This is a genomic window from Chitinibacter sp. SCUT-21, assembly GCA_041874755.1.
Taxonomy (GTDB): Bacteria; Pseudomonadota; Gammaproteobacteria; order Burkholderiales; family Chitinibacteraceae; genus Chitinibacter.
In genome coordinates, this window is the sequence record CP102611.1 from 1,833,612 (window position 1) to 1,858,522 (window position 24,911).

The 24,911-nt window shown below is 53.0% G+C and carries 26 protein-coding genes and 1 other RNA gene; 10 read left to right on the forward strand and 17 right to left on the reverse strand.

What is annotated here, in order from left to right:
* Nucleotides 1–14: 14 nt before the first annotated feature.
* The 3 genes from NT239_08605 to creD all read right to left on the reverse strand — a co-directional run bounded on the left by NT239_08605 (nt 15) and on the right by creD (nt 2,136).
* Nucleotides 15–221 (reverse strand): SlyX family protein, encoded by a 207-nt coding sequence (locus NT239_08605; protein ID XGA69858.1) that lies wholly within the window; start codon nt 219–221, stop codon nt 15–17.
* 92 nt (nt 222–313) lie between these two features.
* Nucleotides 314–697: a hypothetical protein gene (locus tag NT239_08610; protein XGA69859.1), complete on the reverse strand. Its 384-nt coding sequence runs from the start codon at nt 695–697 to the stop codon at nt 314–316.
* A 53-nt stretch (nt 698–750) separates the two neighbouring features.
* On the reverse strand, nt 751–2,136 hold the full coding sequence (creD, locus tag NT239_08615) for a cell envelope integrity protein CreD (protein XGA69860.1): 1,386 nt from the start codon (nt 2,134–2,136) through the stop codon (nt 751–753).
* A gap of 192 nt (nt 2,137–2,328) precedes the next feature.
* Here creD and NT239_08620 point away from each other — a divergent pair, with 192 nt between their 5' ends.
* Complete coding sequence (locus NT239_08620) at nt 2,329–3,084, forward strand: M48 family metallopeptidase (protein XGA69861.1); 756 nt, start codon at nt 2,329–2,331, stop codon at nt 3,082–3,084.
* 5 nt (nt 3,085–3,089) lie between these two features.
* On the opposite strand, the gene NT239_08625 is transcribed toward NT239_08620, so the two are convergent.
* Nucleotides 3,090–3,815, reverse strand: coding sequence for a transporter substrate-binding domain-containing protein (locus NT239_08625; protein ID XGA69862.1), 726 nt, complete (start codon nt 3,813–3,815; stop codon nt 3,090–3,092).
* A 316-nt stretch (nt 3,816–4,131) separates the two neighbouring features.
* Here NT239_08625 and NT239_08630 point away from each other — a divergent pair, with 316 nt between their 5' ends.
* Nucleotides 4,132–6,087 carry an autotransporter domain-containing protein gene (locus NT239_08630; GenBank protein ID XGA69863.1) on the forward strand — a complete coding sequence of 652 codons (1,956 nt, stop codon included), beginning with the start codon at nt 4,132–4,134 and terminating at the stop codon, nt 6,085–6,087.
* A 74-nt stretch (nt 6,088–6,161) separates the two neighbouring features.
* Here NT239_08630 and creC read toward each other — a convergent pair whose 3' ends face one another.
* The 3 genes from creC to rnpB form a co-directional block, all read right to left on the reverse strand.
* On the reverse strand, nt 6,162–7,595 hold the full coding sequence (creC, locus tag NT239_08635; GenBank protein XGA69864.1) for a two-component system sensor histidine kinase CreC: 1,434 nt from the start codon (nt 7,593–7,595) through the stop codon (nt 6,162–6,164).
* Nucleotides 7,595–8,305 carry a two-component system response regulator CreB gene (gene creB / locus NT239_08640; GenBank protein XGA69865.1) on the reverse strand — a complete coding sequence of 237 codons (711 nt, stop codon included), beginning with the start codon at nt 8,303–8,305 and terminating at the stop codon, nt 7,595–7,597. Before creB ends, creC begins: the two co-directional genes overlap by 1 nt.
* Nucleotides 8,306–8,481: 176 nt before the next feature.
* Nucleotides 8,482–8,912, reverse strand: an RNA gene (rnpB, locus tag NT239_08645) — RNase P RNA component class A.
* Nucleotides 8,913–9,079: 167 nt separating this feature from the next.
* On the opposite strand from rnpB, the gene NT239_08650 reads away from it, so the two are divergent.
* Complete coding sequence (locus tag NT239_08650) at nt 9,080–9,433, forward strand: DUF2845 domain-containing protein (protein XGA69866.1); 354 nt, start codon at nt 9,080–9,082, stop codon at nt 9,431–9,433.
* A 9-nt stretch (nt 9,434–9,442) separates the two neighbouring features.
* On the opposite strand, the gene NT239_08655 is transcribed toward NT239_08650, so the two are convergent.
* The 7 genes from NT239_08655 to NT239_08685 all read right to left on the reverse strand — a co-directional run bounded on the left by NT239_08655 (nt 9,443) and on the right by NT239_08685 (nt 17,420).
* Entirely contained in the window at nt 9,443–10,507 is a 1,065-nt protein-coding gene (locus NT239_08655; protein ID XGA69867.1) for a phospholipase A, read from the reverse strand.
* A 244-nt stretch (nt 10,508–10,751) separates the two neighbouring features.
* Nucleotides 10,752–12,089 (reverse strand): DUF1911 domain-containing protein, encoded by a 1,338-nt coding sequence (locus NT239_08660; protein ID XGA69868.1) that lies wholly within the window; start codon nt 12,087–12,089, stop codon nt 10,752–10,754.
* Between the two features lie 61 nt (nt 12,090–12,150).
* Nucleotides 12,151–13,506 (reverse strand): DUF1911 domain-containing protein, encoded by a 1,356-nt coding sequence (locus NT239_08665; GenBank protein ID XGA69869.1) that lies wholly within the window; start codon nt 13,504–13,506, stop codon nt 12,151–12,153.
* A gap of 129 nt (nt 13,507–13,635) precedes the next feature.
* Nucleotides 13,636–14,124 (reverse strand): hypothetical protein, encoded by a 489-nt coding sequence (locus NT239_08670; GenBank protein XGA69870.1) that lies wholly within the window; start codon nt 14,122–14,124, stop codon nt 13,636–13,638.
* Between the two features lie 80 nt (nt 14,125–14,204).
* A complete protein-coding gene (pyrC, locus tag NT239_08675) occupies nt 14,205–15,254 on the reverse strand; it encodes a dihydroorotase (protein XGA69871.1) in 1,050 nt (349 codons plus the stop codon).
* Nucleotide 15,255: 1 nt separating this feature from the next.
* Entirely contained in the window at nt 15,256–15,495 is a 240-nt protein-coding gene (locus NT239_08680; protein XGA69872.1) for a sulfurtransferase TusA family protein, read from the reverse strand.
* 131 nt (nt 15,496–15,626) lie between these two features.
* On the reverse strand, nt 15,627–17,420 hold the full coding sequence (locus NT239_08685) for an amidohydrolase (protein XGA69873.1): 1,794 nt from the start codon (nt 17,418–17,420) through the stop codon (nt 15,627–15,629).
* A gap of 234 nt (nt 17,421–17,654) precedes the next feature.
* Between NT239_08685 and NT239_08690 the strand changes: the two genes are divergently transcribed.
* From NT239_08690 to NT239_08700, 3 genes are all read left to right on the forward strand, one after another.
* Nucleotides 17,655–18,422, forward strand: a complete 768-nt coding sequence (locus NT239_08690; protein XGA69874.1) for a sporulation protein — start codon at nt 17,655–17,657, stop codon at nt 18,420–18,422.
* A 15-nt stretch (nt 18,423–18,437) separates the two neighbouring features.
* Entirely contained in the window at nt 18,438–18,644 is a 207-nt protein-coding gene (locus NT239_08695; protein ID XGA69875.1) for a hypothetical protein, read from the forward strand.
* A 152-nt stretch (nt 18,645–18,796) separates the two neighbouring features.
* Nucleotides 18,797–19,306 (forward strand): DUF4188 domain-containing protein, encoded by a 510-nt coding sequence (locus NT239_08700; protein ID XGA69876.1) that lies wholly within the window; start codon nt 18,797–18,799, stop codon nt 19,304–19,306.
* 9 nt (nt 19,307–19,315) lie between these two features.
* Here the strand turns inward: NT239_08700 and NT239_08705 are convergent, their stop codons facing one another.
* Nucleotides 19,316–20,344: a hypothetical protein gene (locus NT239_08705; GenBank protein ID XGA69877.1), complete on the reverse strand. Its 1,029-nt coding sequence runs from the start codon at nt 20,342–20,344 to the stop codon at nt 19,316–19,318.
* Between the two features lie 173 nt (nt 20,345–20,517).
* Here NT239_08705 and NT239_08710 point away from each other — a divergent pair, with 173 nt between their 5' ends.
* Nucleotides 20,518–21,663 (forward strand): alanine--glyoxylate aminotransferase family protein, encoded by a 1,146-nt coding sequence (locus NT239_08710; GenBank protein XGA69878.1) that lies wholly within the window; start codon nt 20,518–20,520, stop codon nt 21,661–21,663.
* A gap of 99 nt (nt 21,664–21,762) precedes the next feature.
* Nucleotides 21,763–22,152: a VOC family protein gene (locus tag NT239_08715; protein ID XGA69879.1), complete on the forward strand. Its 390-nt coding sequence runs from the start codon at nt 21,763–21,765 to the stop codon at nt 22,150–22,152.
* Here the strand turns inward: NT239_08715 and NT239_08720 are convergent.
* Nucleotides 22,149–22,484 (reverse strand): PQ-loop domain-containing transporter, encoded by a 336-nt coding sequence (locus tag NT239_08720; protein XGA69880.1) that lies wholly within the window; start codon nt 22,482–22,484, stop codon nt 22,149–22,151. The two genes, NT239_08715 and NT239_08720, sit on opposite strands and share 4 nt — an antisense overlap.
* 224 nt (nt 22,485–22,708) lie before the next feature.
* Here NT239_08720 and NT239_08725 point away from each other — a divergent pair, with 224 nt between their 5' ends.
* Both NT239_08725 and NT239_08730 read left to right on the forward strand, forming a co-directional pair.
* The gene (locus NT239_08725) at nt 22,709–23,596 is read left to right on the forward strand and encodes an HDOD domain-containing protein (GenBank protein XGA69881.1); all 888 of its coding nucleotides are present in this window, start codon (nt 22,709–22,711) and stop codon (nt 23,594–23,596) included.
* Nucleotides 23,597–23,652: 56 nt separating this feature from the next.
* Nucleotides 23,653–23,916: a hypothetical protein gene (locus tag NT239_08730; protein XGA69882.1), complete on the forward strand. Its 264-nt coding sequence runs from the start codon at nt 23,653–23,655 to the stop codon at nt 23,914–23,916.
* Nucleotides 23,917–24,562: 646 nt separating this feature from the next.
* On the opposite strand, the gene NT239_08735 is transcribed toward NT239_08730, so the two are convergent.
* Nucleotides 24,563–24,781, reverse strand: coding sequence for a hypothetical protein (locus tag NT239_08735; protein ID XGA69883.1), 219 nt, complete (start codon nt 24,779–24,781; stop codon nt 24,563–24,565).
* Nucleotides 24,782–24,911: the final 130 nt, after the last annotated feature.

Below are 24,911 nucleotides of genomic sequence, written 5' to 3' on the forward strand. Positions count from 1 at the left end.
ATACAAGACAAAAATTAATAATGCGGAGGTATTTCGTCAAACAGGCTGCGCGGCGTTTGCTGATCGGGGCTGGCCTGCGTTTGCTGTAGTGCATGCAAGGCTGCACTAAGTTGATCGATTTGTAATTGCTGGCGCGAAATAATTTGATTGAGCTCGTCGAGCAGATCATCTTGCAAAGCCAAGCGGATTTCTAGCTCGGTGATACGCTGTTCATCATTCATCTCGTTCCCCTGCCATTGAAACGGCAAGCAACTTGCCAAGGGCGTGATTATCGCGCAATTTGGGTGCGCTCAACGAGCTTTTTTATTCCGCATTACCTTGGCGCTTTGCACCATATTGCGTGCAGATTACCTTGCCACAATTGCGGCAACACGCACCAAACCAGCCAGCAAAAGGCAAATAGACTGGCGCTCGCGCCAAAATTAACGCCTCGTAACGCCAAAGTCATGTCATTCGCTTGCAGATAAGCGGTATAAGTTGTATCGACGCAAAACACGACGATCAGCACAGCTTGCAGCCGATCTCGCCGTACGATGCAAGCCTGAAACCGCGGCATCAGGGCGTAGGTTGCCAAGGCCATCAGCACGCTAATGCCGTAATCCCAATCCGGGAAGTGATACCAATCCGCGCCCAGCACCAGCAAGGCTAGCCCGAACATCAAGGTGACGATTCGCCACGGCATTAAATACCAGCTCATTTTAATCTCCAATGGGCGCATCAAGGCTGCGCCCATGCCCGACTTGCAACCGATTATTCGACTTCAGCTTGATTGACTGCTCGATACTTGGTAGGTGTATTGCCACCCAAGGCATGCCAGTTAATATTTCTAGTCATATACATCACCACAGCCAATAGCGCGAACAAGGTCAAACTACCCATTAATAGCGCCATATCTTCTGATTGCAATATCCCGAATAGCAAACCGTACAAAGCAATCAGTACCGTAGCAAACCCCAGTCCTCGTCGCCAGCCTGCCAAGACAAAGCTGACATAAAACCCCTGCAAAGCCGCGGATGCAATTGCGGCGATCCAGTAGGCGCGATAAAAACCCAGATGCTCGGATAGCGACAAGGTCAGCAAGAAAAACATCGCCAAGCCCATTCCGACCAAGCTGTATTGCACTGGATGCACGGCCAGTCGGTGCACAACTTCCATTAAAAATACTGCGCCAAAAATGAGCAGCATAAAGAGCTCGGCGTATTTCATCGTCCGCTCGTTCAGCACATAGCGATCCACCGGGTCGATCAAGCGCAAGCCTACTCGCGCGGCGTTACACGCTTCGCCCTCATTGGTGTTGCAATTGCTCGCGCCGCCAGTAGCCAACTCACTGGTTTGCCAGCGCGCGCTAAAGTTTTCTTGCGTAATATGCCGCTCTAGCGGGGCAAAGTTGCCAGCAAAACTGGGGTGCGGCCAGTTACCCGATAGCGCTACATTACTGCTATCGCCAACGGGTTCGATCAATAGCTGCGTGCTGCCGCTTAAATTGAGCTTAAAGCTAAAGTCGAGCAACTGCCCATCACGCGCCAAGACGGCAAGATCAATCAACTTAACCGGCGCATGTACACCCGCGCCAAGTCGAGCTAGATTGGCGCCGGGTGAAAACCTCAAAGTATCATTCGCTGCGACGCCACTTAGCTGACCAATCCCACGCACATCACTGAGGCTCAGCGCCAGATACGGGGTTTGCCAATGCGTGCTGATTTTTTCCAGCTCAGAACTCGATTTTTCTTCAAAATCGGCCAATGCAGGCACTTTAAACTGACCACTCAATTGCAATTGGCTGCGATAAATCGGCGCCTCAAAAATGCCGCGCTTCAGTACTTCTACCGCCAACTGCCCGCGTGCATCAAATTGGCTAGGTCTTAAGATTATATGCTCCTGCGTTTTGCTCTCTTCCCAGTGCGCCGACTGGTCTTTATTGGCGGCAACCCATTTGGATTTCGTGCGCTCAAAAGGGAGCACCAAAAACGGTCCCGATAGTGTTTGTTCACCTGCGCTGAACTGCGCAATTTCTTGCCTAACATCGTTGGCACGCTGCTGCCGCTCGTTCACCAAATCACGCACCAACATGAGTACAAATAACATCAACACGGTCAGCCCCAGCATGGCGGCCAGTTTTACGCCTATTTTCATCATCGCTCTCCTTATGCGCTTGGCCTTCTAGCCAATGTCGCCATCATGCAGGGGGAAAATGGAAGAAATATGCGTGCAATGTGGAGATTGTGTGGAGATCAAGCCATCAGGCCTGCGTGAGGTGAAACACCTTTATTTTGACTGCAGACTGACAAATATTTACGATTACTGTTTTAAAAATTAGAGCCTAAAGAGATGAAACTGCAACCCCTACTGATCGCCTGTGCTTTAAGCATAGCGACAAGCCCATTGGTCAATGCATTTGACTTTAATAAAGCGCTGAAAGTTGGTCAGCAAGCTTTGCAGGGCGTGACCTTAACCGATAGCGATGTAAAAGCACTGGCCAATCAAGCGTGCGAGCAAAGCGACGCCGAAGAAAAAATCGCTGGCCCCAAAGATAAATACAGCAAACGCCTTGATGGGATCGCAAAAAAACTGGGCTCCGAAATCAACGGCCAGCCAGTGAATTACAAGGTTTACATGACGCCCGATGTGAATGCTTGGGCGATGGCCAATGGTTGCATTCGCGTATACAGCGGCTTGATGGACATGATGAATGACGATGAAATCATCGGCGTGCTCGGCCACGAAATGGGTCACGTTGCCCTAGGCCACACCAAAAAAGCCATGCAAACGGCCTACGGCGTAGCGACTGCCAAAGCGGCGGTGGGCGAATATGGCGGCACGGTAGGTTCGGCACTGAGCGGTTCATCGTTAGGGAAATTTACCGAAGAATTGATCAATGCGCAGTTCTCGCAATCGCAAGAATTGGATGCGGATAATTTCTCGTACGATTTGCTGACGCAAAAGAAATTAAAGCGTGAAGGCTTAATCACCGCATTCCAAAAACTGGCGCAATTGGGCGGCGGCGAGCACAGCATGCTCGATTCACACCCCGCTTCGGCTGATCGTGCCAAAAACATCGAAACACGGATTGCCACTAATAAATAAGCGCGCTATTTAGACGCTTTACGCGACTCGCGCAATTTGCTCCATTTTTCAAAAGATTGGAACAATTTGTCGCGAGTGGCGTCATCCAAACCTCCCTTGCGAAACGCCACAAAAACAGGATCTTCAGCCAGCTGATTTTTGAGCACGACAAATGCATTGGCGTTTGCGGCTAACTCAGGGTCTGCCGCTAAATAGCGCGGTAACTCTGTATCAACATTGGCCATAAAGGCCCCGTCAATCCGGCCATGCAATAGATTCTTTAAGCGCGCGGTGTTTGAAACATCGCGTATGGCTTGAAATTGCCCTTTCTTAATCGCCAAATCAATCGCGGGGCCGTAACTCACACCGATCAAAGCGCCAATCTTTTTGCCCTGCAAATCATCGATCGACTTCACCTGCAGCGGGCGGTTTTTATTCACGACCAAATACACGCCACTGTCATGAAAGACTTTGGAATAATCAAAAATCGCCTCACGCTCGCTGGTTTTCGACAAGCCCACTATCCCGCCCGAGCCATGCTGCGCCATTTTAAACGCCCGATTCCACGGCACTAGCTCGATGGTGATTTTGATCCCTGTGTCTTTTTGTACAAACTCAGCAGCATCAATCGCCAGCCCCTTGGCTTGCTGATTTTCATCCAACCAACTAATGGGCCAATAATTGTCCGAGCCAAAAATTGTAATAGCTGTAGGAACCGCGTAGCCCAGCGAGTATAAGCCTGTGACGATCAAGAAAAAAAACGAGCTTTAACATAGCAAGCTCCTAGCCAATGAATGCTCAAGCTTAGTTCGCGACTCAAATCCATGCCAGCCCAAATAACTTCTATCCGGCAAAAGGCGAGCGTGATTCAACTTGCACTTTAATAAGCCCAAAAAATCAAAACAGCGCAATATTCAGCTCATTTCATAGAAGTAAAAACCTTTCAGGAATCCTCAGCTTTACAACATAAATACCCATAATTTTTGAATGAGCATATTAAGTCTGGATAATAAGAATGTCGCACCGCTGACCACTCGCATTCTTCTAGGTGTTTTAAGAGATTTGAATATGTTGACTCCTAAAGTTAGCCGCTGTGCCATTTCCTTGCTACTCATCAGCATTTATCCCAGCTTGGCTTGGGCAGCGAACTGCGCAGATAGTTATGAATCGACTCGCTTTGATTATTTGGGTCGCAATCCTGCCAACACCAAATCATATTGGCTCACACTGAGCAATCGAGCCGATTCTTTTCGCCTGAGCGCGCCAGGTACGGGCTCAATTGATGAGTGGCAAACCGCAGGACCTTCGGTGCATATCAGCGAATCTACTTTGGTGAGCGATAATAATCTTCAAAGCTTGCACAAAATTGATCGAATGACCCCAGATGGGAAGTTCGATTGTTTTCTTCAGTCGCACTATCAAGTTGACCCACTCGTCCCGCCAACATGGCGCCCACCCGCGATCCCAGAACGCCCAGTCGTCATCCGCCCAGAAATTCCAGAGCGCCCAATTGTGATTCGCCCGGTCATTCCTGACCGCCCTGTCGCGATCAAACCTGAGTTTCCCGATTTACCTGTTGTTATTCGCCCCGAAATCCCCGATCGGCCGATTGTGATCCGCCCAGTCATTCCCGACCGCCCAATTGCGATCAAACCGGAACTGCCCGATTTACCTGTTGTTATTCGCCCCGAAATCCCCGATCGGCCGATTGTGATCCGCCCAGTTATTCCAGACCGCCCAATTGCGATCAAACCGGAACTGCCCGATTTACCTGTCGTTATTCGCCCCGAAATCCCCGATCGGCCGATTGTGATCCGCCCAGTTATTCCAGACCGCCCAATTGCGATCAAACCGGAACTGCCCGATTTACCTGTCGTTATTCGCCCCGAAATCCCCGATCGGCCGATTGTGATCCGCCCAGTTATTCCAGACCGCCCAATTGCGATCAAACCGGAACTGCCCGATTTACCTGTCGTTACTCGCCCAGAAATTCCTGAATTACCTGTGGTTGGACGACCTGAAATACCAGAGTTACCCGAGGTATCACGACCCAAACCAGAAAAGCCGGTGCTGATCAGCTTAAATGGCGCTCAATATGAATTAGCGCAAGCACAGTTATTGCAGCTTTGCCCCGCTGCTCAACTTGATGAGCAGGGCCAAGTTCTGAGTGAATCGCTACAAAACTGCCAAGCTCTTATCGATGCGCTCCAACAAGCGCCATTAACGCCGGGGCGAGATCTGGTCGCGGCCAATAATTGGAATAGCTGGGCAGATGTGCAATACCTGCGCTCAGACAATCGCCGTGGTTTTAGCCCGATCGAGGGGCGCTCTGCCACACTCAGCCTTGGCGCAGACCGTATTGTTCAAGACAATTTTGCCCTCGGGATGATGCTGACGCTCAGCGATCAAAATTCAGATAGTTTTTCTGGCAACCTGCAAAGTGAGAGCGATCAACTGATGCTTGGGCCGTATTTTGCGTACGGCTTTAACCGCAATTGGTCGCTTTTTGGCAACGCCTTGCTCGGTCGGGTTGAGCGAGATTATCGTTTGCTGGCCTTAAACGGTGAAAACTCACCCATGAAATACAGCGCTAGCCTGAATCTGCAAGGTGAATATGCGCTCAATCCAGAGAGCGTCGTGCGCCCCAAATTGGGGATTAACTACAACTACGAAAGCGGCGACGATTACCAGCTCACTGGTTCATTACTGGGCAAGCAACTGATCATCGCAGTTGATAGCCACCATCGTGACTCAGGCCAAATGCAAGCGAGTGCTGAATTCAATACCAAACTCAAAAATCAACAAGGTCAACTATTTGTACCTTATTTTGAAACCGGTGTTTTTTATAATTACCTAAATAACAACGATGATTTAAGCCCGCGCTGGCAAGGTTTAGCCCGCGCCGGTTTACGCACATTGGCGAGCAAAGCCTTGCAAATTGACGTCAACGCCAGCTACCAAAGTATTGGGGTCAATAATATGGACGTATGGGATTGCAAATTATTTATCGCCTATTCGTTCTAAATGAAGGTGAACTCAACATGGCCACTTCTGCATAAGGGAAGTGGCCTTTTTTATGCCCCAATGCTCGGCTCGCCTCACCGCGCAGGAAAGACTAAGCGAACCACAACGCCACCTGACGCTAGATTTTGAATCTGAACTTGACCGTGATGCAGCAACACAATCGCCCGCGTCAGCGCCAAGCCTAATCCGGTGCTTTTTGCACCATTGGCGCGGGGTAAAGAATAGAAGCGATCAAATAACCGACCCAGCGCATACTCGGGTATTGCCTCGCCATCATTGCTAATATTGATTTCCACCCCCATACCTGCATGGGTATTAATGTACCGAACGTCAATCTGGATTTGCCCGTGCTCGCCAGTAAAATCGATCGCGTTTTGCAAAATATTGCGGATCGCTTGGCCGAGCAAAAAGGCCTCGCCGCGCAGAGTACAGGTCTCACCGCTGTGCAAGCTGATTTGCCGCTCGCCTGCTTGGCTGTGCAAAGCGCTGATTTGCTCGCCAATCAGCGCATTCAGATCAATTTCCACTGTGTTATCCAGCTCTCGGCGCGCTTCAATCGAGGCCAATTGCAACAAATAATCAACAATATGCTGCATACGCGCAACTTCTGCGTCGATATGCTGCAAAAATCGCTCACGATCTACTGCACTGAGTTCATCGTGCAAAATCTCGGCCGAGGCGCGGATACCCGCCAGTGGTGATTTCAGTTCGTGCGTCAGCTCGTGCACATAATTTTCAACGTACGCTTTGCCGTCGAGCTCGTCGCGCATCGCGCCGAGTGCTTGCGCCAAACTCGTTAGCTCTCGGTTCGCAACAAAACGCGGCACGGCAGCACTTTTGCCTTCGCTAACGTCGCGCGCGAACGCAGTGAGCTGCGTAATGCCGCGACTTAACCACCAAGAAAACAGCGCCCCCGCCAGCAAACCCGCCAAAATCACCGCAATCACAATGCGCGACAGTTTTTGCTCGCTGCGTTCGATAAACGGCTGCATCGCCAAATTAGGGCGGCTAACCGTTAGCGAGCCGATAATCCGCTCGCCGTGCTTAATCGGCGCGGCGACGTACATCACGGTAGAGAGTGGATTTTTCGGGTCGGCCAAAGTGGTGCGCGCACCGTATTGGCCACGCAGCGTTAGCAACACATCGCGCCAGCGGCTGTAATCTTGCCCCACCGCTTTGCCTTCCGAATCAAACAACACCCGCCCTTGCCCGTCGGTGATGTATACGTGCAAATAAGTGCGTTCATGCTTTAGCCCGGAGATATTCGCCTGCGGCGAGCGCAGCGCAAATTGCGCCATTGCCGCGGCAAAGCGCCCATCGTCGAGCCGACCGGCAATTAAATCGGGCTGCACCATCGCCGCGAGCAGATTGGCGGTATCGAGCAAGACTTCCTCGGCCGATTGGCGCATCGCCGGTTTTACTTCATCGCGCACGATGCTCAGCACATACGCCGCGAGCAAGGCGACCAGCAGGAAGTAACCGAGAAATATTCGCAGCGAGAAGCGCATTAATGTTCTGCCAAGGCGTAGCCAAAGCCACGGTGCGTGGCGATGGGGTCTAGATCGGCGCGGATTTGTTTTAATTTGGCGCGCAGGCTTTTGATATGGCTATCGATGGTGCGCTCAAAGCTGTCTTCAGCCGCGTCGCCCAAAGCGTCGAGCAATTGCGCTCGGCTTAGCACATGGCCGGGATGAGAGAGCAAAGCCACGATCAGGCGGTATTCACTCGGCGTCAGCACCAGCATTGAGCTGCAGAAGCATACCCGCCTTGCCGCCTCGTCATGCACAAACAGCGCCGCCATTGATTTGCTGCTTAGCGCTTGTTGCGCTTCGACTGGAGCGGGAGGCGCGCTACGGCTACGTTTTAAAATGGCTTTGACCCGCGCCGCCACTTCGCGTGGACTAAATGGTTTGACGACATAGTCATCGGCGCCCAATTCCAAACCCAAAATCCGGTCGAACTCTTCGGCGCGCGCGGTGAGCAGCAGCACCGGCATTTCGCTATGGCGACGCAGCCGTTTGAGCACTTCAAAGCCGTTATCGTCGGGCAGGCCGATATCCAAAATCAGCAAATCGGCCGCTTGCTGCGCGAAAAAAGCCTCGCCCTCGCGCGCCAGCGCAAAATGCGCCACTTGCCAGCCTTCGCGCTGCAGCGCAAAGCGCAGTGTATCGGCAATCGCGGGTTCGTCTTCGATCAGCACAATTTGGGCAGTAGACATGGCATGCCAGCAAAAAATTAGACAGCTTATTGTAACTAGCGTGGCGCAGTGCGCGCAGCAAATACGTCAACTTACTTGCAGCAATGTGCCTGACTTAATCTTGGGAATTGAATTATTGCGGGGTATAGGCTTAGGGATATGGCCCAGAATGGACCAGAGGGAAATACATCGAGAAATTGCGAAGCGGGCCTATAAGCCGGGTCCTGTCCAAGTGTTGCCACTCGTGACCATCATTCCTCTAGGCGCGCCATTACTGACGCGCTCAAGCAACCTACCCGTAGACTCAGCGAGCAACCTCAACGCCTACTGCTTGGTCTTGCTCCGAATGGGGTTTACCCTGCCAGCGACTGTTACCAGCGCCGCGGTGCGCTCTTACCGACCCCTTGCGGGGCTTCCCGTGAGGCGGGAACACCTTTTCACCCTTACCTGCCCTCCAATCCCCACCCTCTCATTGGGCGGTTCAACTTGGGTGGCTGGCGGTTCAGCTCTCTGTTGCACTTTCCGTCGGCTCACGCCGCCTGGCCGTTAGCCAGCATTCTGCTCTATGGAGCCCGGACTTTCCTCCCCCATGGCCTAAAACCATGGCAGCGATGGTCTGTCCCGCTTCGCGGGGGCGATTATCCGCGCTCTAGCCCCTTGCAGCAAGACTATTTGCCAAAAGGTCAAAGCGCTTGGCAATTATTCATAGAGAATTCATCTACAAGTCCTTAAAATATAAGGATATTTTAAGCAAACTCATGCGAACGGGCCAACATACTCAACGGGAGTATTTTCATGCAAATCAGACCAATCAAGACTTTCAGCGCAATACTATTCGCTTGCACGCTGACACTCTTCAGCGCCAATAGCTGGGCCGAGACCAATCTGCGCTGCGGCAATTCAATCATTGGCAGCGAGGCAACAATGGCCGAAGTCGAGGCAAAATGCGGCGAGCCGGCGCAAAAGCGCCATAGCACAATTCCGGCCAAATATAAAAATCGCTGGGGCGAATGGATTATTGATAATAGCGAAACGGGCAGCGAAGTCGATGAATGGGTTTACGACTTCGGCCCGAATAAATTAATGGTGCAAGTGCGTTTTCTCGACGGCGCTTTGCAAGACGTAAAAACGCTGGGGTACGGCAACTAAGCCCTGTGCTTAGTGCCAATTCACCAAAGACACACCCAGCGCTACGCCGCGATTTTTAAAGTTATAGTCGTGCATTGAGTCCCCATAACCGTCAAAGGCCTGCACATAACCGTGCAACCTGCCCAGCAGCGGGAAAGCCCACTCCAGCTGCCAGCTGGAGCGATTGGGCACGCTGCTGTTAAAGCGCAGATTATTGCGCCAAGTTAGCGCAAACACATGGTCTTGCCACGGCACGCTAATCAACGTTTCCATCCGCCCAGCATAGTCTTCCATATCAGGGTTATCGTCTTTTTCCGGCTTTTCGGTGACTCGCCACCACGGTTTGACGATGATGGACGCATCACCCGAAGTCAGCCCCACACTGGCGTACAACCGATTCCATGAGCGCGACAGCGGGTCGCTCTGCCCATTTGATTGATGCGCAAAGCCCAAATTGATCATCCGCAGCTTGAGCCAATCGGGGCCTAGGTCGACGGGAATCGTCGCCCACATTTCGGGCTTGTAATCAGTGGTACGAAATGGCGCTGAGTTTTCCACGTCGTACACCTGCCAATAACTTTGCTGCGTATACGCGCCCCACAGGTCGATATCAGAGCCCAGAATGTCTTGCCAGAATTTGGTCTTGAACGAGAGCTGGAATTTGGCCTCGTATTTTTTATACCCATCGCCAACATTCTGCGCACAAGTGCGCATCACCGACGAGCACGGCGAGCGATTAACGTGCTCGCGAATGGAAAACGGCAAAATATAAACCGGCTGATACGGCTTGATATTGAACACACCGTCTTGCGCATCGGCGTCCAATTCCCAACGCAGCGCCATCGTTTCGGCTTGATACACTAGTGCGGGCTCGGCCTGCGCAATCACATCGGCAGGTGCTGCAACGCTCAGCGGCTGTACGCTAGACTGTTCGGCCACGATTTCTACTGCAGGCGCGGCTGGAGTGGCAGAGGCGGCCAAATGATCATAGCAGGCCAAACGCGCGCTATCTTCTGCAATCGTCTGGCATTGTGCCAAATCTGCTGCCTGAGTTGCAGTAGCGAAAAATGCCAATGAATAAAGTAGCGGTTTCATTTCCGGCGAGTGATATGAGCAATAACGAGATTGAAAATCATATCACCAAGTTCAAGTTAACATTAACAGTTAACACACACCATAAATCAGGGCTTCACTCGGCAATCTCAGTCTGCACTAAAAAAAACCAAATTAATTTGTGATTTTGCGGCATGCTGCTGGTCAGGAATTCGCATTTTCATTTTGCTCTGGGTGTGTACTTTATGGTTGGCTCAAGGTCCGGATATTGAATCCGGCATGGGTGTTAATTGGCGTATCCACCCGCGCCGCCGGCCATGATTGAATACGCCTCTGCAATTAATGCCAACTTACCGCCCAGCTCGCCCGTCAGCGCAACAAATTCGTCGTTGAATGCCTCGGCCACGCACACCAGCTGCCATTGATCGCCGTCGACGTTCAAGGCGTACAGCCGGTAGCCGTGCCCTGCCAGCCACGGCTCGAAGGCTTGCACCAGTGCTTCGCAGCGGCTGCCGCCCTGGCCAGCGATGGCAGGCGGGGTCCATTCGGGCAGCAGGCGAGCCTGGCCCAGTGCAATCAGCGCGCTTTCCAGATGGCTGTCGTCGCGCAGATCGGCGCGCACGGCCTGGCATTCGCAGGCCATGGCGTCGAGCAGCGCGTCGGTGTGTTTCAGTTTGCGCGGCTTGCCGGCGGCGGCGATGCCCGCGATGGCATCCTTGTCGCCAGCGCACGCCAGCTCCAGCCAGCGCGATACGCCGGTTTTTTTGCTGGCGGCCAGATCCAGCCGCTTGGGCGGCGGCGGCAGCAGCGCGGCGATGTCGTCCACGCCGGCGCCGGCGCCTTGAGCGCGCCAGGCGTCGCGGCGGTGGCGCTGGTGGGCGCGGTAGTAATCCACCAGCTCGGCCGGGTAGTAGGGGTGGTCGCGCCAGCTGCTGTCGTCCAGATCGTAAGCGCAAGCAGCCAGGGCGTACTCCGAGGCCAGGAAGACATCATACCAAGCACGATTGTCCGGGCTGGCTGGCAGAAAGTCCGGATCGCCGTGGCGCTGGATGCCGCGCGCCCAGCCGGCCAGTGCCTGCGCCACGGCGGCGCTGCGGCGCTCGGGCGCTTGCGCCAGCGCCTTGAGCAGCGGCACATGCAGCCAGTCGTATTCCTTGTTGGCCTTGTAGCGGCGTTGCACTTTATGCTCTGGTACAAACGCTTTAAGCATCAGGTCAAAAAAAGCGTTGTGCTTGCTTTCCGTGTCCACCCACAGCCGGTAGCGCGGCAGCCAGCCCTGCGGGTCGTGGCAGACCATGAGGAGGAGCCAGAAGACGGCCCTCCCCCCACGTACCGGCTCCGAATAATCCCAGGCTGGATAGGGTGCTGGCGTGCCTTCTGTCTCGGACAAGCGCTGCCAGGCTTGCTCGATCGATGGCCAGGCCGATGTATCGATGAAGCTGAAAACGTCTTCCAGCGGGCGACCCAGAGCGTACTGACGCCTAGCGATTGCCTCGGCCGCGTTTTGCACTTCGAAATAGCTCGCACGCTCCATGCCGGTTCGGGTGCAGTTTGCCAGGTTTTTATTCTGAGTTTCTAGGGCCGAGAGATAGTATTCTTGCAGATGGTGATCCGGGATTCTCATGTTGTTTGCTTCCGAATATTTTTGATTAAACAGCGGCCTAGCTATTGGCATTGGGGCGGGATCAATCGCTGTCTTTTATTGCGCCGCCGGCCATGATTGAATACGCCTCTGCAATTAATGCCAACTTACCGCCCAGCTCGCCCGTCAGCGCAACAAATTCGTCGTTGAATGCCTCGGCCACGCACACCAGCTGCCATTGATCGCCGTCGACGTTCAAGGCGTACAGCCGGTAGCCGTGCCCTGCCAGCCACGGCTCGAAGGCTTGCACCAGTGCTTCGCAGCGACTACCGCCCTGGCCAGCGATGGCGGGCGGGGTCCATTCGGGCAGCAGGCGGGCCTGGCCCAGTGCAATCAGCGCGCTTTCCAGATGGCTGTCGTCGCGCAGATCGGCGCGCACGGCCTGGCATTCGCAGGCCATGGCGTCGAGCAGCGCGTCGGTGTGTTTCAGTTTGCGCGGTTTGCCGGCGGCGGCGATGCCCGCGATGGCATCCTTGTCGCCGGCGCACGCCAGCTCCAGCCAGCGCGATACGCCGGTTTTTTTGCTGGCGGCCAGATCCAGCCGCTTGGGCGGCGGCGGCAGCAGCGCGGCGATGTCGTCCACGCCGGCGCCGGCGCCTTGAGCGCGCCAGGCGTCGCGGCTGTGGCGCTGGTGGGCGCGGTAGTAATCCACCAGCTCGGCCGGGTAGTAGGGGTGGTCGCGCCAGCTGCTGTCGTCCAGATCGTAAGCGCAGGCAGCCAGGGCGTACTCCGAGGCCAAGAAGATCTGGTGTGCGATCTGATTGTCCGGGCTGGCAGGCAGCCACTCCGAATTGCGATGGCGCTGGATGCCGCGCGCCCAGCCGGCCAGTGCCTGCGCCATGGCGGCGCTGCGGCGCTCGGGCGCTTGCGCCAGCGCCTTGAGCAGCGGCACATGCAGCCAGTCGTATTCCTTGTTGGCCTTGTAGCGGTGCTGCATTTTATGCTCGGGGACAAAGGCCTTGAGCATCAGGTCAAAAAAGGCATTGGGGGTTCTCTCCGTATCCACCCACATCCGGTAGCGCGGCAGCCAGCCCTGTGGGTCGTGGCAGATCATCAAGAGCAGCCAGAAAGTGACGCTCATGCCACGTACTGCATGGGTAAAGCCCCATGCCGTGTATGGCGGATTCGGCCATCCCGATTCGATTCGGCCTATTTGGGCTGCCTCGAAAGCAGGCCAGGCGGTTTCATCCATAAAGGCAAAAATATCGGCCAGCGGCGCACCCAGTGCATATTTGCGGATGGCAATGTTATGGCAATACTCTGAAATTTCTGCGTAACGCCATGCCTCATTCCCTGGCTGGCTATCACTCTGGATTTCTTTGAACAAGCTTTCAATACGTAGTGAGTAATACTCGGCATGTTGCTGGTCAGGGATTCGCATTTTCTCAACTGCCATCATTTTTATTCGAACAAATACTGACAAAAAATTAAGGCTATCCTTGCCACAAGGCGCTAGACAAGAAAGTTGATGCAATTTGATGCTTATTGTGGTGAAAGTGCCATTGCCAGACGACCGCACTAATCTGGACTATTCGGCTTGCTCTTGCACTGATTGAATCGGCAACGACGTTGCCTGCGAAAGGGCCACAGCCAAGGCCTGCGCTTTGGCCACATTGCGGTGCGTAGCCGGCCAATTGGCAAAAGCAAAGCGCTCAACTTGCGTTTGATTGCCCTGTTCGCCGCACACCATCAGCCAGATCGTGTCTTTGCGAAACAGGTTCGGGTCTTGCTCTAGGCGGATTTCGCTGAAAGCACTCACCGGCGCGCTCACTTTGCGAATCGGCAACAAGCCCAGCAGCATGGTGCGGCGCTCGAATTGGCCATCTATTAAGCGCTGCTCGCTCGGCAAAGCCCAAAACAGCGCCATGCCGCTTAAAATCGAATAATAAAACAGACCAAAAAAGTGATTTTCAAATTGATCTGAGTTGACCAAAGGCCGCCCCCACCATGCCAGCGCCAACAGCGCGATGCCGGAAAGCCACCAGCCTAAGCTCGTCGTTGTTCGATGAACAATCATTTTAACCTTGGGTATCTGTAGAAAAAATAAATCCGGCATTGCTTAGCTGGCAATACCGGATAGGAGTAATAATGCGAGGTTTAGTCTTGCAACTTCCACGCAATCGTTTCACCAGCGCGCAATGGCACGACCACGCTATCGCCGAATTGATATTCGGTCGGTACGGTCCAGCTTTCTTTCACCAGCGTCACTTTCTCGTTGCTCACTGGCAGGCCGTAGAAAGTTGGGCCGTTGATCGACGCGAATGCTTCGAGCTTATCGAGCGCGCCAGCGGCTTCAAACACTTCGGCGTACAGCGGCAAAGCGGCGTGAGCGGTGTACATACCGGCGCAACCACAGCTGTTTTCTTTGGTGCCTTTGGCGTGCGGCGCGCTATCGGTGCCGAGGAAGAATTTGCTGCGCACTGCGGCATCATGGCCCGTCACCGCGCGCACCAAAGCTTGGCGATGTACTTCGCGTTTCAATACTGGCAAGCAATACAAGTGCGGGCGAATGCCGCCAACCAGCATCGCATTGCGGTTCATCAGCAAGTGATGCGCAGTCACCGTCGCTGCGACATTCGCACCTGCGCAGGCAACAAACTCGGCCGCGTCTTTGGTGGTGATGTGCTCAAACACCACGCGCAGCGTTGGGAAGCGCTCAAGCAGCGGCTTCATAATGCGGTCGATAAACACCGCTTCGCGATCGAAAATATCGATTTCCGAATCAACCACTTCGCCGTGCACCAAGAACGGCAGGCCAACTTCGGCCATTTTCTCAATCGTTGGCAATACTTTATTGATGTCAGTACAGCCCGCGTCCGAATTGGTCGTCGCGCCTGCTGGATACAATTTCACGCCGTGGACAAAGCCGCTGTTTTTCGCCGCGACGATATCCTCTGGAGTGGTATTATCAGTCAGATATAGCGTCATCAAGGGCTGGAAAGACATACCCTGCGGTAGCGCAGCCAAAATACGGTCACGGTATTCACCGGCCAGTTTTACATTGGTCACCGGCGGTTTTAAATTCGGCATCACAATCGCGCGGCCAAATTCACGCGCGGTATGCGGCAATACGCTGGCCAGACCCGCGCCGTCACGCAGGTGTAAATGCCAATCATCTGGACGAGCAATCGTTAAAGTTTGGGTCATGTCAGCGCTTCCGAATTAGAAAAAGAAATTTGCTATTGTCTTGCCAGTGTTCGACCAGCTCGTTGCCCGTTTGTTTGCAAAACGCAGCAAAATCGGTCGGCGTAGCTGGATCGGTGCACGTCACTTGTAACAACTGACCACTTTCCAAAGCGGCCAAGGCTTTTTTAGTACGCAAAATAGGCAGCGGGCAATTTAAGCCCGATAAATCGGTGGCCAGATTGGCTTCAGGGCGGGTCGACATCGGCGTGGACTCTAGCAGCGGCTAAAAATTGAATAGTCGCTATTGTAGCAAGGCTGTCAAGGCTTGGTAGGGCAAATGCAAAAAGCCCTGCGTTCGGCAGAACGCAGGGCTGTGTGGTATCGACGAGGCGATCAGTTGTGAACGTGCGGGAATACGCCGCCAACGGCCAAGGTATGAGCCGCCAGTTTGAAGCAGCGCTCCGACTCCAAGCAGCTTGCGCTGCTTTGTTTAGTGGTGGCGCGTGTATACACCGCTTGGCCGTCTTTGATCGTTTGCTCGACTTTAATATCAGCAATCGTCAGCGGGTCTACTTTAAGCGGATTGGCCGACAAAATCACCAAATCGGCGTTTTTGCCCACTTCGATCGAGCCTTTGGATTTCTCTTCAAAATACTGATACGCCGCCCACAACGTTTGCGTTTTTAAACCGACCAATGGCGACACGCGATGTTCAGGGCCGAGCACTTCACCGCTGCGGGTCACGCGATTAACGGTGGCCGCGTACACCCGCATCGAATCAGGAAAGGCCACCGGCGCATCATGGTGCGAGGTGAAAATCATATCGCGCGCCAAGGCCCAGCCGGTGGGTGAAATATTAGCCGCGCGCTCAGCACCGAGCACCGAGTTTTTATGCCAATCGCCCCAGTAAAACGTATGCATAGGGAAGAAAGACGGCATGATGCCCAACTCTTTAAACGACTCTACCTGATCAAGGCGCGCGGTTTGCGCGTGAATCGCCACCATCCGGCGATCAGCTTTGCCGTATTTTTTCTCGGCGTTTTGAATGCTAGCGATCAATTGATCGGCTGCTGCATCGCCGTTGACGTGAGTGAGCAGCTGCCAGTTATGCTTAAATGCCATATCAATATAGCGCTGGGCTTCGGCGTTGCTCATGCTGGGGTAACCCGCATAGCCTTGCTGCTGGCCGTCTGGCGGCACCAAATAAGGCTGCGTCAGCCATGCGGTTTTGCCTTGCGGCGAGCCATCAAGGCTAAGTTTTGCTCCACCAACGCGAAAACCATTTCGGTACGCTTTACTCCAATACGGCGCTTTGATGACATCAACCGCGGTTTGAATATCGGGATAGGCAACCACATCCAGTTTCAGTTTTTTCTTTTGCGCCAAGCCATACATGGTCTTCACGCTCTCGCTCGACGCACGGCCTTCTTGCGCGGTGGTATAACCAAAACGCGCATACATATCGATGCCCGCGTTAAAGATAATTTCGTTGTCTTTCGGGTTTAATTTGGCAAACATTGGGAACAGCAACCCAAAAAGCGCTGTTTCTTCCATCACGCCATTCGGTTGCTGGCTGCCCTCTTCGCGGCGAAATTTACCGCCCGCGGGGTCTTTCGTCTGGCTATTGATGCCCAGCAATTCAAACGCCTTACTATTCATCACGCCCAAATGACCAGACTGGTGAATAATCAAAATAGGTAAGTCTTTAGATACCGCATCCAGATCTTGCCGCGTTGGGTGGCGGCCTTCGCTAAGCTGCGAATCATCATAGCCAAACCCCATAATCACGCCCAGTTTTTTGTTCTCTGGTTTAGCAGCCCAATCACGCAAAGTTTGCTGCAACGAAGCAATATCCGTCACTTGGCCATCAGGAGCAGCCAATAAGTTGGCCGACAGCGCCTGAATCCCCGCATTAAAAACGTGGCCGTGTGCATCCATAAACCCTGGGATCAGCGTTTTGCCTTGCAGATCGACCAATTTGGTTTTTTTGCCTTGGTATTTCATCACCGCATCGCGTGATCCTACTGCGACAATCTTACCGTCTTTCACCGCCACCGCTTCAGCGTAGGCTTGTAACTCATTGACAGTCACAATATCGCCGCCCGAGTAAATGGTATCGGCAAAATCTGCGCCAGCGAAGGCGACAGAGCTCATTAAACTCAGTGCAATTGCAGTTAACTTCATCATTCGCTCCTGATTGTAGTGTTTAAAATTGACACCAAACATCATACTCCCTTGTTAATCAAGCAGGCAAAACAGAAAGAAAATAGAAAGCATAAACATGCCAAATTGCATCAAGATAGCCGCGCAACGCCCAGCGACAAATATGCGAGTTTCATTGTCAAAAACAGGAACCTTTCTGCAGCGGAACACTCATATCGAGCGCGGCCATTTGGCCTATTTTGTGATGAGTTCAGCAAGATGTTTAAGAAATTGTTAGCTTCGGTTGGTGTCGGTGGTGCAACGGTTGATACCGTTTTGGATAATGCCAGCGTCTTTCCTGGCGGCACGCTCAGCGGCCATGTGTTGATCAAAGGCGGTAGCGTTGATCAGGATATCGAATACGTTGATCTAGTGTTGATGGCTGAAGCAGAACAAGAAGCGGGCGACAGCGAAATTCGTGTGGCGCAGCCGATTGGCAAATTCCGCGCCTCAAACCGCTTGGTCGCGCGCGCTGGTCAAGAGCAACGCTTGCCGTTCTCATTGCAATTGCCACTGGAAACACCAGTCAACAATGGCATCGCACTCTCTACTCCAGGGTATCCGTACCAACCTCAGGTGCGTGCTGCCGTGTGGGTGCATACCGACCTAGCGATTGCATCGGCGCTCGACGCGAAAGATCGCGACTTTCTTGATGTGCAGCCGCTACCTGCGATGCAACGCCTGATCGCAGCGATGGGTAATCTGGGTTATGCGCACGTGAGCACCGACGTTGAAGTCGGCACTGCGCGCGTGAACAATATCTACAGCTCGATCGGCTGCTACCAAGAATTTGAATTCCGTCCTAGCCAAGGCGGCTTTGGTCGCGTGCAGGAAGTCGAAATCACCTGCATCGCGCGCCCTGAAGGCGTGCACGTACTTGTCGAAGTGGACCGTCGTTTCAGCGGCGATAGCTACCGTGCGCTGTTTATGGGCGACGATTGGCAACGCGTTGATTGGGAAAGCCAATTGCGCAGCATCATCGGCTAAGGATTGCATATGAGCATGAAATCCAAATTGTTCTACACCGCGCTTGAGATGCTTTTAAAGTGGGTGATGAAGAAGAAAGGCGGCCATTCAAGTTCAAGCTTTGGCGGCTTTGGTCATCACCACCACGGTGGCCACAACCCCCACGGGGGTCATAACCCATTTGGCGGGAAAAAGTATTACGGCAAAAAGCCGTATGCCAAAAAGAAAAGTTGGTTTGATTAATCCACAAGCCTGCAAATCGCAGGCTTTTTTTTGCACCATCCACTTGCATAGCGAGGCATCCTCTCAGAGAGAGGCGGGGGAGTGAGAATAAAACATCAAAGTGGCATTCATTGCTATCATGAAGCTGACAAAACAGCCCAGTGAAGAAGCTCATGCCCAAAGTTCAGCGCCGCACCGTTGATTTATCGGCCTACCCTGATTTAGTCGTGGTGTATCTTGGTTTGCGCGTTAATGCATGGACCGGCCTTAAAACACTGTTCGGGCTAGGGCCCAAAATTGCTAAAGCGATTAAAGATCAACCCGATGGCCTACTGCGGCATGAAGACTTGGTGTTTTCGCTATTCCCACCGCATGTCGGCATGCGGCAATATTGGCGCGACTTTGAATCGCTTGAACGCTGGGCGCGCTCCGATCCGCACCGCCAATGGTGGCTGGCGTTTCTGAAAAACAGCGGCGGCACCGGCTTTTGGCACGAAAGCTATTTTATGCAAGGCGGGATGGAGGCGATTTACGACGATGTCCCTAGCGACATTGGCTTTTTGGCTTTTGCCCCGCAACGCGAGGCCAGAGGCAAGATGTATAGCGCCAGAAACCGCATGCAGAAAAAGGATGCTACCCATACCCCAAGCCCTGTCGCTGAAAATGATTACTATCAGGAATAATCACCCGCGCTAGCGCGCGAGCAATTGCTGGCGAAAATATTGGCTGACTTTTTGATTCACCAACGCCGTTTCACGACGATCAAACTGTGGCAGATCGCCCAAGAGCTTGATGAGTAGCGGATCGGTATAGTGGCGGCTCGGCGACAACATCGCGCCATGCCCACCCATTTTGAAATCGTGTAAATGAATGCAACGTTGGCAGGCGTTGAGCAAAGCATCGCTGTGAAATTGCGGGTGCAGCCAAACATCTTGGCGGGCGGTAATCAGCGCCAGCGGTACGCGTGGATTACGCAAACTATTGAGATCAAAATCCGCAGCGTATGGCACGCCAGCCACAATCGCGGCAATCCTCGGATCGTGATACGCATAAACCGTTGCATCACTAAAGCGCCAACTCAAGACCCGTTGCACCAACCATGCCTTGGCGTCATCGAGCCAATTACCCTGCTGAGCAAATACCAAACCGGCGCAGGCGTTAAAATCGGCGCGGATATGTGTTTGGCAATGCGCAATCATCCGCGCAGGAGACCAGCGACCGCCAGCGAACGTCAATGCCGTATGGCCTCCAGCGGATAAGCCATACAATCCGACGCGATCTAGTTTTAATTGCTGGGCAAAACGCGGCGTTCGCGCGATGACATCAATCGCCGCGCTGATTTCGGCGGGGCGCGTTTTCCAACTTTCTGGGCCAGCATGCTCACTATTTTGGGCATTATCTTGTTGATGCGTCGGCACTGCGACGATAAAGCCATCCTGCACCAATTGCGCAGCCAAATCTGCGTAAGCCCACGCCGTGCTGCCCGAGCCATGAGACATCACAATCAAACGCCCGTTGCCGTTTTGCACTGGAGCATCAACGGCGGCAGCAAAACGCAGCTTAGCGCGTTCTATCATAGGCGCCGCGCCCAGCGCGGGGTAAAACACCGTTACTTCTGGCGCGCCATTGCGCGCGGCAATTTGCGTCAAGCCCATTGCCGCATAAACGACATTGGTGCAAAAGCACAATGCCATCAATAAAAAACGAACAGCCAATATCACTTAAACACCCTCAGTTAAGCGCACAGCTTATTGCGCTTTAGCCAGCGCGGCAATCAATGGCCTTTGATCAATCCGTTTTTTTGTCGTGCTTTCGATGTGCAGACGCAGCAAAATCGTGACCACACGGTTTTAGCCAGCCATAATAAAAACATTCACCGTCCATGGAGAAACCAATGTCTGCCATCATCGCGCCAAAAATTGCGCCATTTTTCCCGCCCCGCCGCACCCTGATGGGCCCCGGGCCATCGGACGTGTACCCATCGGTGCTCGCCGCCGGCGCTAAGCCAACGCTAGGCCATCTCGACCCGCTGTTTGTCGGCATGATGGATGAAGTGAAAACGCTGCTGCAATACGCGCTGCAAACCCAAAACGAAATGACTTTGGCGGTGTCAGCGCCGGGCTCGGCGGGCATGGAGGCTTGCTTTGTTAATTTGGTCGAGCCGGGTGAAAAAGTCATCGTTTGCCGCAATGGCGTGTTTGGCGAGCGGATGCGTCAAAACGTTGAACGTATCGGTGCGGTGCCTGTTTTGGTTGATAACGAATGGGGCAAGCCGGTTGACGTAGCGGCCGTTGAAGCGGCGCTCAAAGCCAACCCCGACGCGAAGTTTCTCGCTTTTGTGCACGCCGAAACCTCCACCGGTGCACGATCAGACGCGCAAGCCTTGTGTGCGCTGGCCAAGCAATACGGCTGCCTGAGCATTGTTGATGCGGTGACTTCATTGGGCGGCATTGAGTTGCGGGTCGATGAATGGGGTATCGACGCGATTTATTCGGGCAGCCAAAAATGCCTGTCTTGTGTACCGGGCTTGTCGCCACTGTCTTTCTCGCCCGCCGCAGTGGAAAAGCTAAAAAACCGCAAAACGCCGATTCAAAGCTGGTTCCTCGATCAAACTTTGGTGATGGGTTACTGGGGCAATGCCACAGGCGCTAAACGCAGCTACCACCACACTGCCCCAGTCAATGCGCTGTATGCACTGCATGAATCTTTACGATTATTGGCCGATGAAGGATTGGAAAACGCGTGGGCGCGCCATGCAGCAATGCATGAATTATTGCGCGATGGTTTGGAAGAACTCGGCATCCGCTTTGTCGTCGAACCCGCCTATCGCCTGCCACAACTCAACGCCGTGTATATTCCAGATGGCGTCGACGATGCAGCGGTACGCAATCATTTACTGAACGGCTATAACTTAGAAATCGGCGCAGGCCTTGGCGCACTGGCAGGCAAAGCGTGGCGTATTGGCTTAATGGGCTACGGCGCACGGCGTGAAAATGTGGCTTTGGTGCTGAATGCTTTAAGCGACACCCTCAAAGCATAAGCCAGCACTACGCGAAGCATTTTATAAATAATCCCAATGTATTGCTAGCAAAGCCTTACTCATAATTGGCTTGCTAGCAATACCCACGAGGGTAATACCATGCAATTTGGCTATACGATTATTTATGTGCCCGATGTCGCCGCTTCGCTGGGCTTTTTTGAACGCGCTTTTGGCTTTTCGCTGCGCTTTTTGCACGAATCGGGCGAATATGGCGAGCTTGAAACCGGCGCCACCACCTTAGCGTTTGCCCATCAGCAATTGGCCAACAGCCATTTTGCCGGCGGCGTGTTAACAGGCCATGCGTCGAAACAAGCGCTAGGAGTTGAAATTGCCTTGGTTACGCCCGACGTTGCCGCCGCCCACCAACGTGCGATCGACTGTGGCGCCACGCCATTGGCCGCGCCTAGCCAAAAACCTTGGGGGCAAACCGTATCGTATCTGCGTTGCCCCGATGGCACCTTGGTCGAGCTATGCACGCCGATGGGCTAAGCACTGATTTGATATGGCGGCGTTGCATGTTTGGGCTGACGATACTTGGCGATCAATAACAAGGTGATGATGACAAAAAGCAAATTGGACGTGGCCGAAAACACCAAAGCCCAGCCGCGTCCATGCTCTAATACTTGCACCAACGCATACACGCTGGCAATCACCGACGACGCCGTCCAGATGGCCCACGAACTCAAAGCAATATTGCGGCTCGATTTAGTCTGATACAGCGTTTTCCACTGCGGCAAATAGGCCAACATAGATAAAATACCAACGCTCGCCTGTAGCAAGGTTGCCCCCTCAACGATCAAACGATTTACAGCCACCTTCATTACTCCACAGTCCTTTTTCTGTAGAGCCTCGGCAAGGGCGGAAGTTCAGCATTTTATCCATACAAATCAAAATATTACGCAGTCATACCTCAGACAAACAACGAGTCAAGCCGAGCCAAGATTACGCGAAATCTTCACAAAAACAACACGCCCTGCAAATTGGCGACCGGGAAGAATAAATTAAGCTAAGCTAAGCACAGAAGCAGTTGCCCAAACGAGCCCCCATGCTAAGCAAACCATTTACCGATCTCTCGCAATGGATTTCCTATTTCGCCGAGCAGCCCACGCCAATCTTGGCGCATACGCATATTGAAATGCGCGGCTACCACGCGCGGATCGATGAAATCGGGCTACATGAAATTGGCGAGTTGATTCGCCATGATCCGCTACTCACGCTCAACATCCTGCGCCATCAAGAAGAACACCGCCATACACGGCAAACCACCGATGTCACCACCATTGAGCGAGTATTACTGATGATCGGCGTGGTTGGTTTCTTTCGCCTATTTGGCAGCCTACCCTGCCTTGAAAATCAATCCGAAACGCAAAAAGTTACTTTGTACGGCGCGCACCGCACTTGCGCACGTTCGTACTTGGCATCGCTGCTCGCCGAGCGCATGAGCAATTACCGCCGCGATATCGAGCCCAAAGAAGTCATGACCGCCGCGCTTTTGCACGACACCGCCGAAACGCTACTGTGGCTGGCCGCGCCGCGACAAATGATGCAAATCCAAGAAACACTGCGCTCCAACCCCAGCTTGCGCAGCCAAGACGTGCAAATCAAAGTGCTAGGCTGCAAAATCAATCAAATCCAGCAAGGCTTGGTTGAAAAATGGCATTTGCCACGCACGCTATTGCATTTGATCGATGATCATTATGCAGACGAGCCGCGCGTCAAAATCGTCCATCTGGCGACATCGATGGCGCGCCACCTCGAAAAAGGCTGGGACAGCCCGTATTTTCGTGAAGACATGCACGAAGTTGCGCTGATATTTAACCAAGACCCATATTTGGTCTACGAACAAGTGCGCGACGTTGCGCTGAAAGCTGCGCAAGATTGGGCGTGGTACGACGAGCAACCCGCCGCCGCATTACTGATTCGCCAAGATTAAACCTAGGGTTTATTCACCCAATACAAACATTAATTAATTTAGAAAGATATACCGCAATGAGTATCCAATTTAACGGCGTTAAGCTCTACACCATCGCCCAAGCGCTCGAACTCGACCCCAAAGCACACGCACGTATTTTGAATCTAGGCGGTGACTGGCTAATTTTACTCGGCAAGAAAATGGCGTTTACGGATGACGCCGATCTGGTCGGCATTTTGTACGAAGCAGGCCAAACCGGCCCCGTCGCCTTCAACAGCAAAACCGCCGCCGCCGATTATCTTGACCCGCACGCGCAGTGTTTTGCCAGCGTGTCGTGCTAAAAATTGGTTAACAGCATTAGATTTTATAAGCTATCGATACTGCTACAGAATTTCTTCAATCTGCATTCATGAATATTTTTATGAAATTCCTCCCAATCGGCGGACTTAGATGTCATACCTGATTTTTCAAACCCTCTACCTACTCATCGTATCTGCGATACTCTTTCGCTATCGTCATAGTCAAAACAGATTGAGTTTTGCACTATTTTTTATAGTTTCATTGCTATTCTTTATCGGAATTCAATTATTCCTTCGGCTTGATACTGCCTTGTACAACTATGGTCCGGAGTCAGGGCGTTGGGTCACACCGATAGGTGGAATTTTGGCTCTTCCTTTACTATTCATCGTTTTTACATATAAGTACAAATCTACAATTGGACGGAGCTTTCAAGGCATACTGGCATTGGGTTTGGTTACTACGGGCTTTATCATTTCGCTAAAGTTTGGGGCAATTAGCTAGCCATATAATCGTGTTAAATGCCCCGTATGCTCGCGGAACAACACCGCAAATACCAGTACAACTCTTCACATATCACACCCTACGACCACTTTCTGCTTTAGACCGTCCACAGGCAATCAAATAGCCTCGCTGAAAGTAAAAAAGCCACCTCCAAGGTGGCTTTTCACATTCAGACAGACCGAACGATTAATGGTATTGCAAAGCAATCTGCTGGCTGGCGACTTGGGCGGTCGTTTGCAGCACGCGGTGCAGCGCCATATCACGCGCTTGCGGCGCGGGTTGCCAGTCGGTGACCGGTTTACGCTGGTCGCCACGGCAGATTACGATTTGAAACCAGCCTTCCATCTCGCTAGTGCGAGTAGATGGACGAGCTTCGATATTAAAGTCAAAAGTGGTTGAGGCCATGCTGGCTGCTCCCTTAAAAGGGCGCTTTGTTTTTCTAGATTTTATAATCAATTGGATGAAACTACGCGCCTACACACCATCACACGCTGGATGGAAAAGCACCAATAGACGAGCACCAAGTTCCAAATGG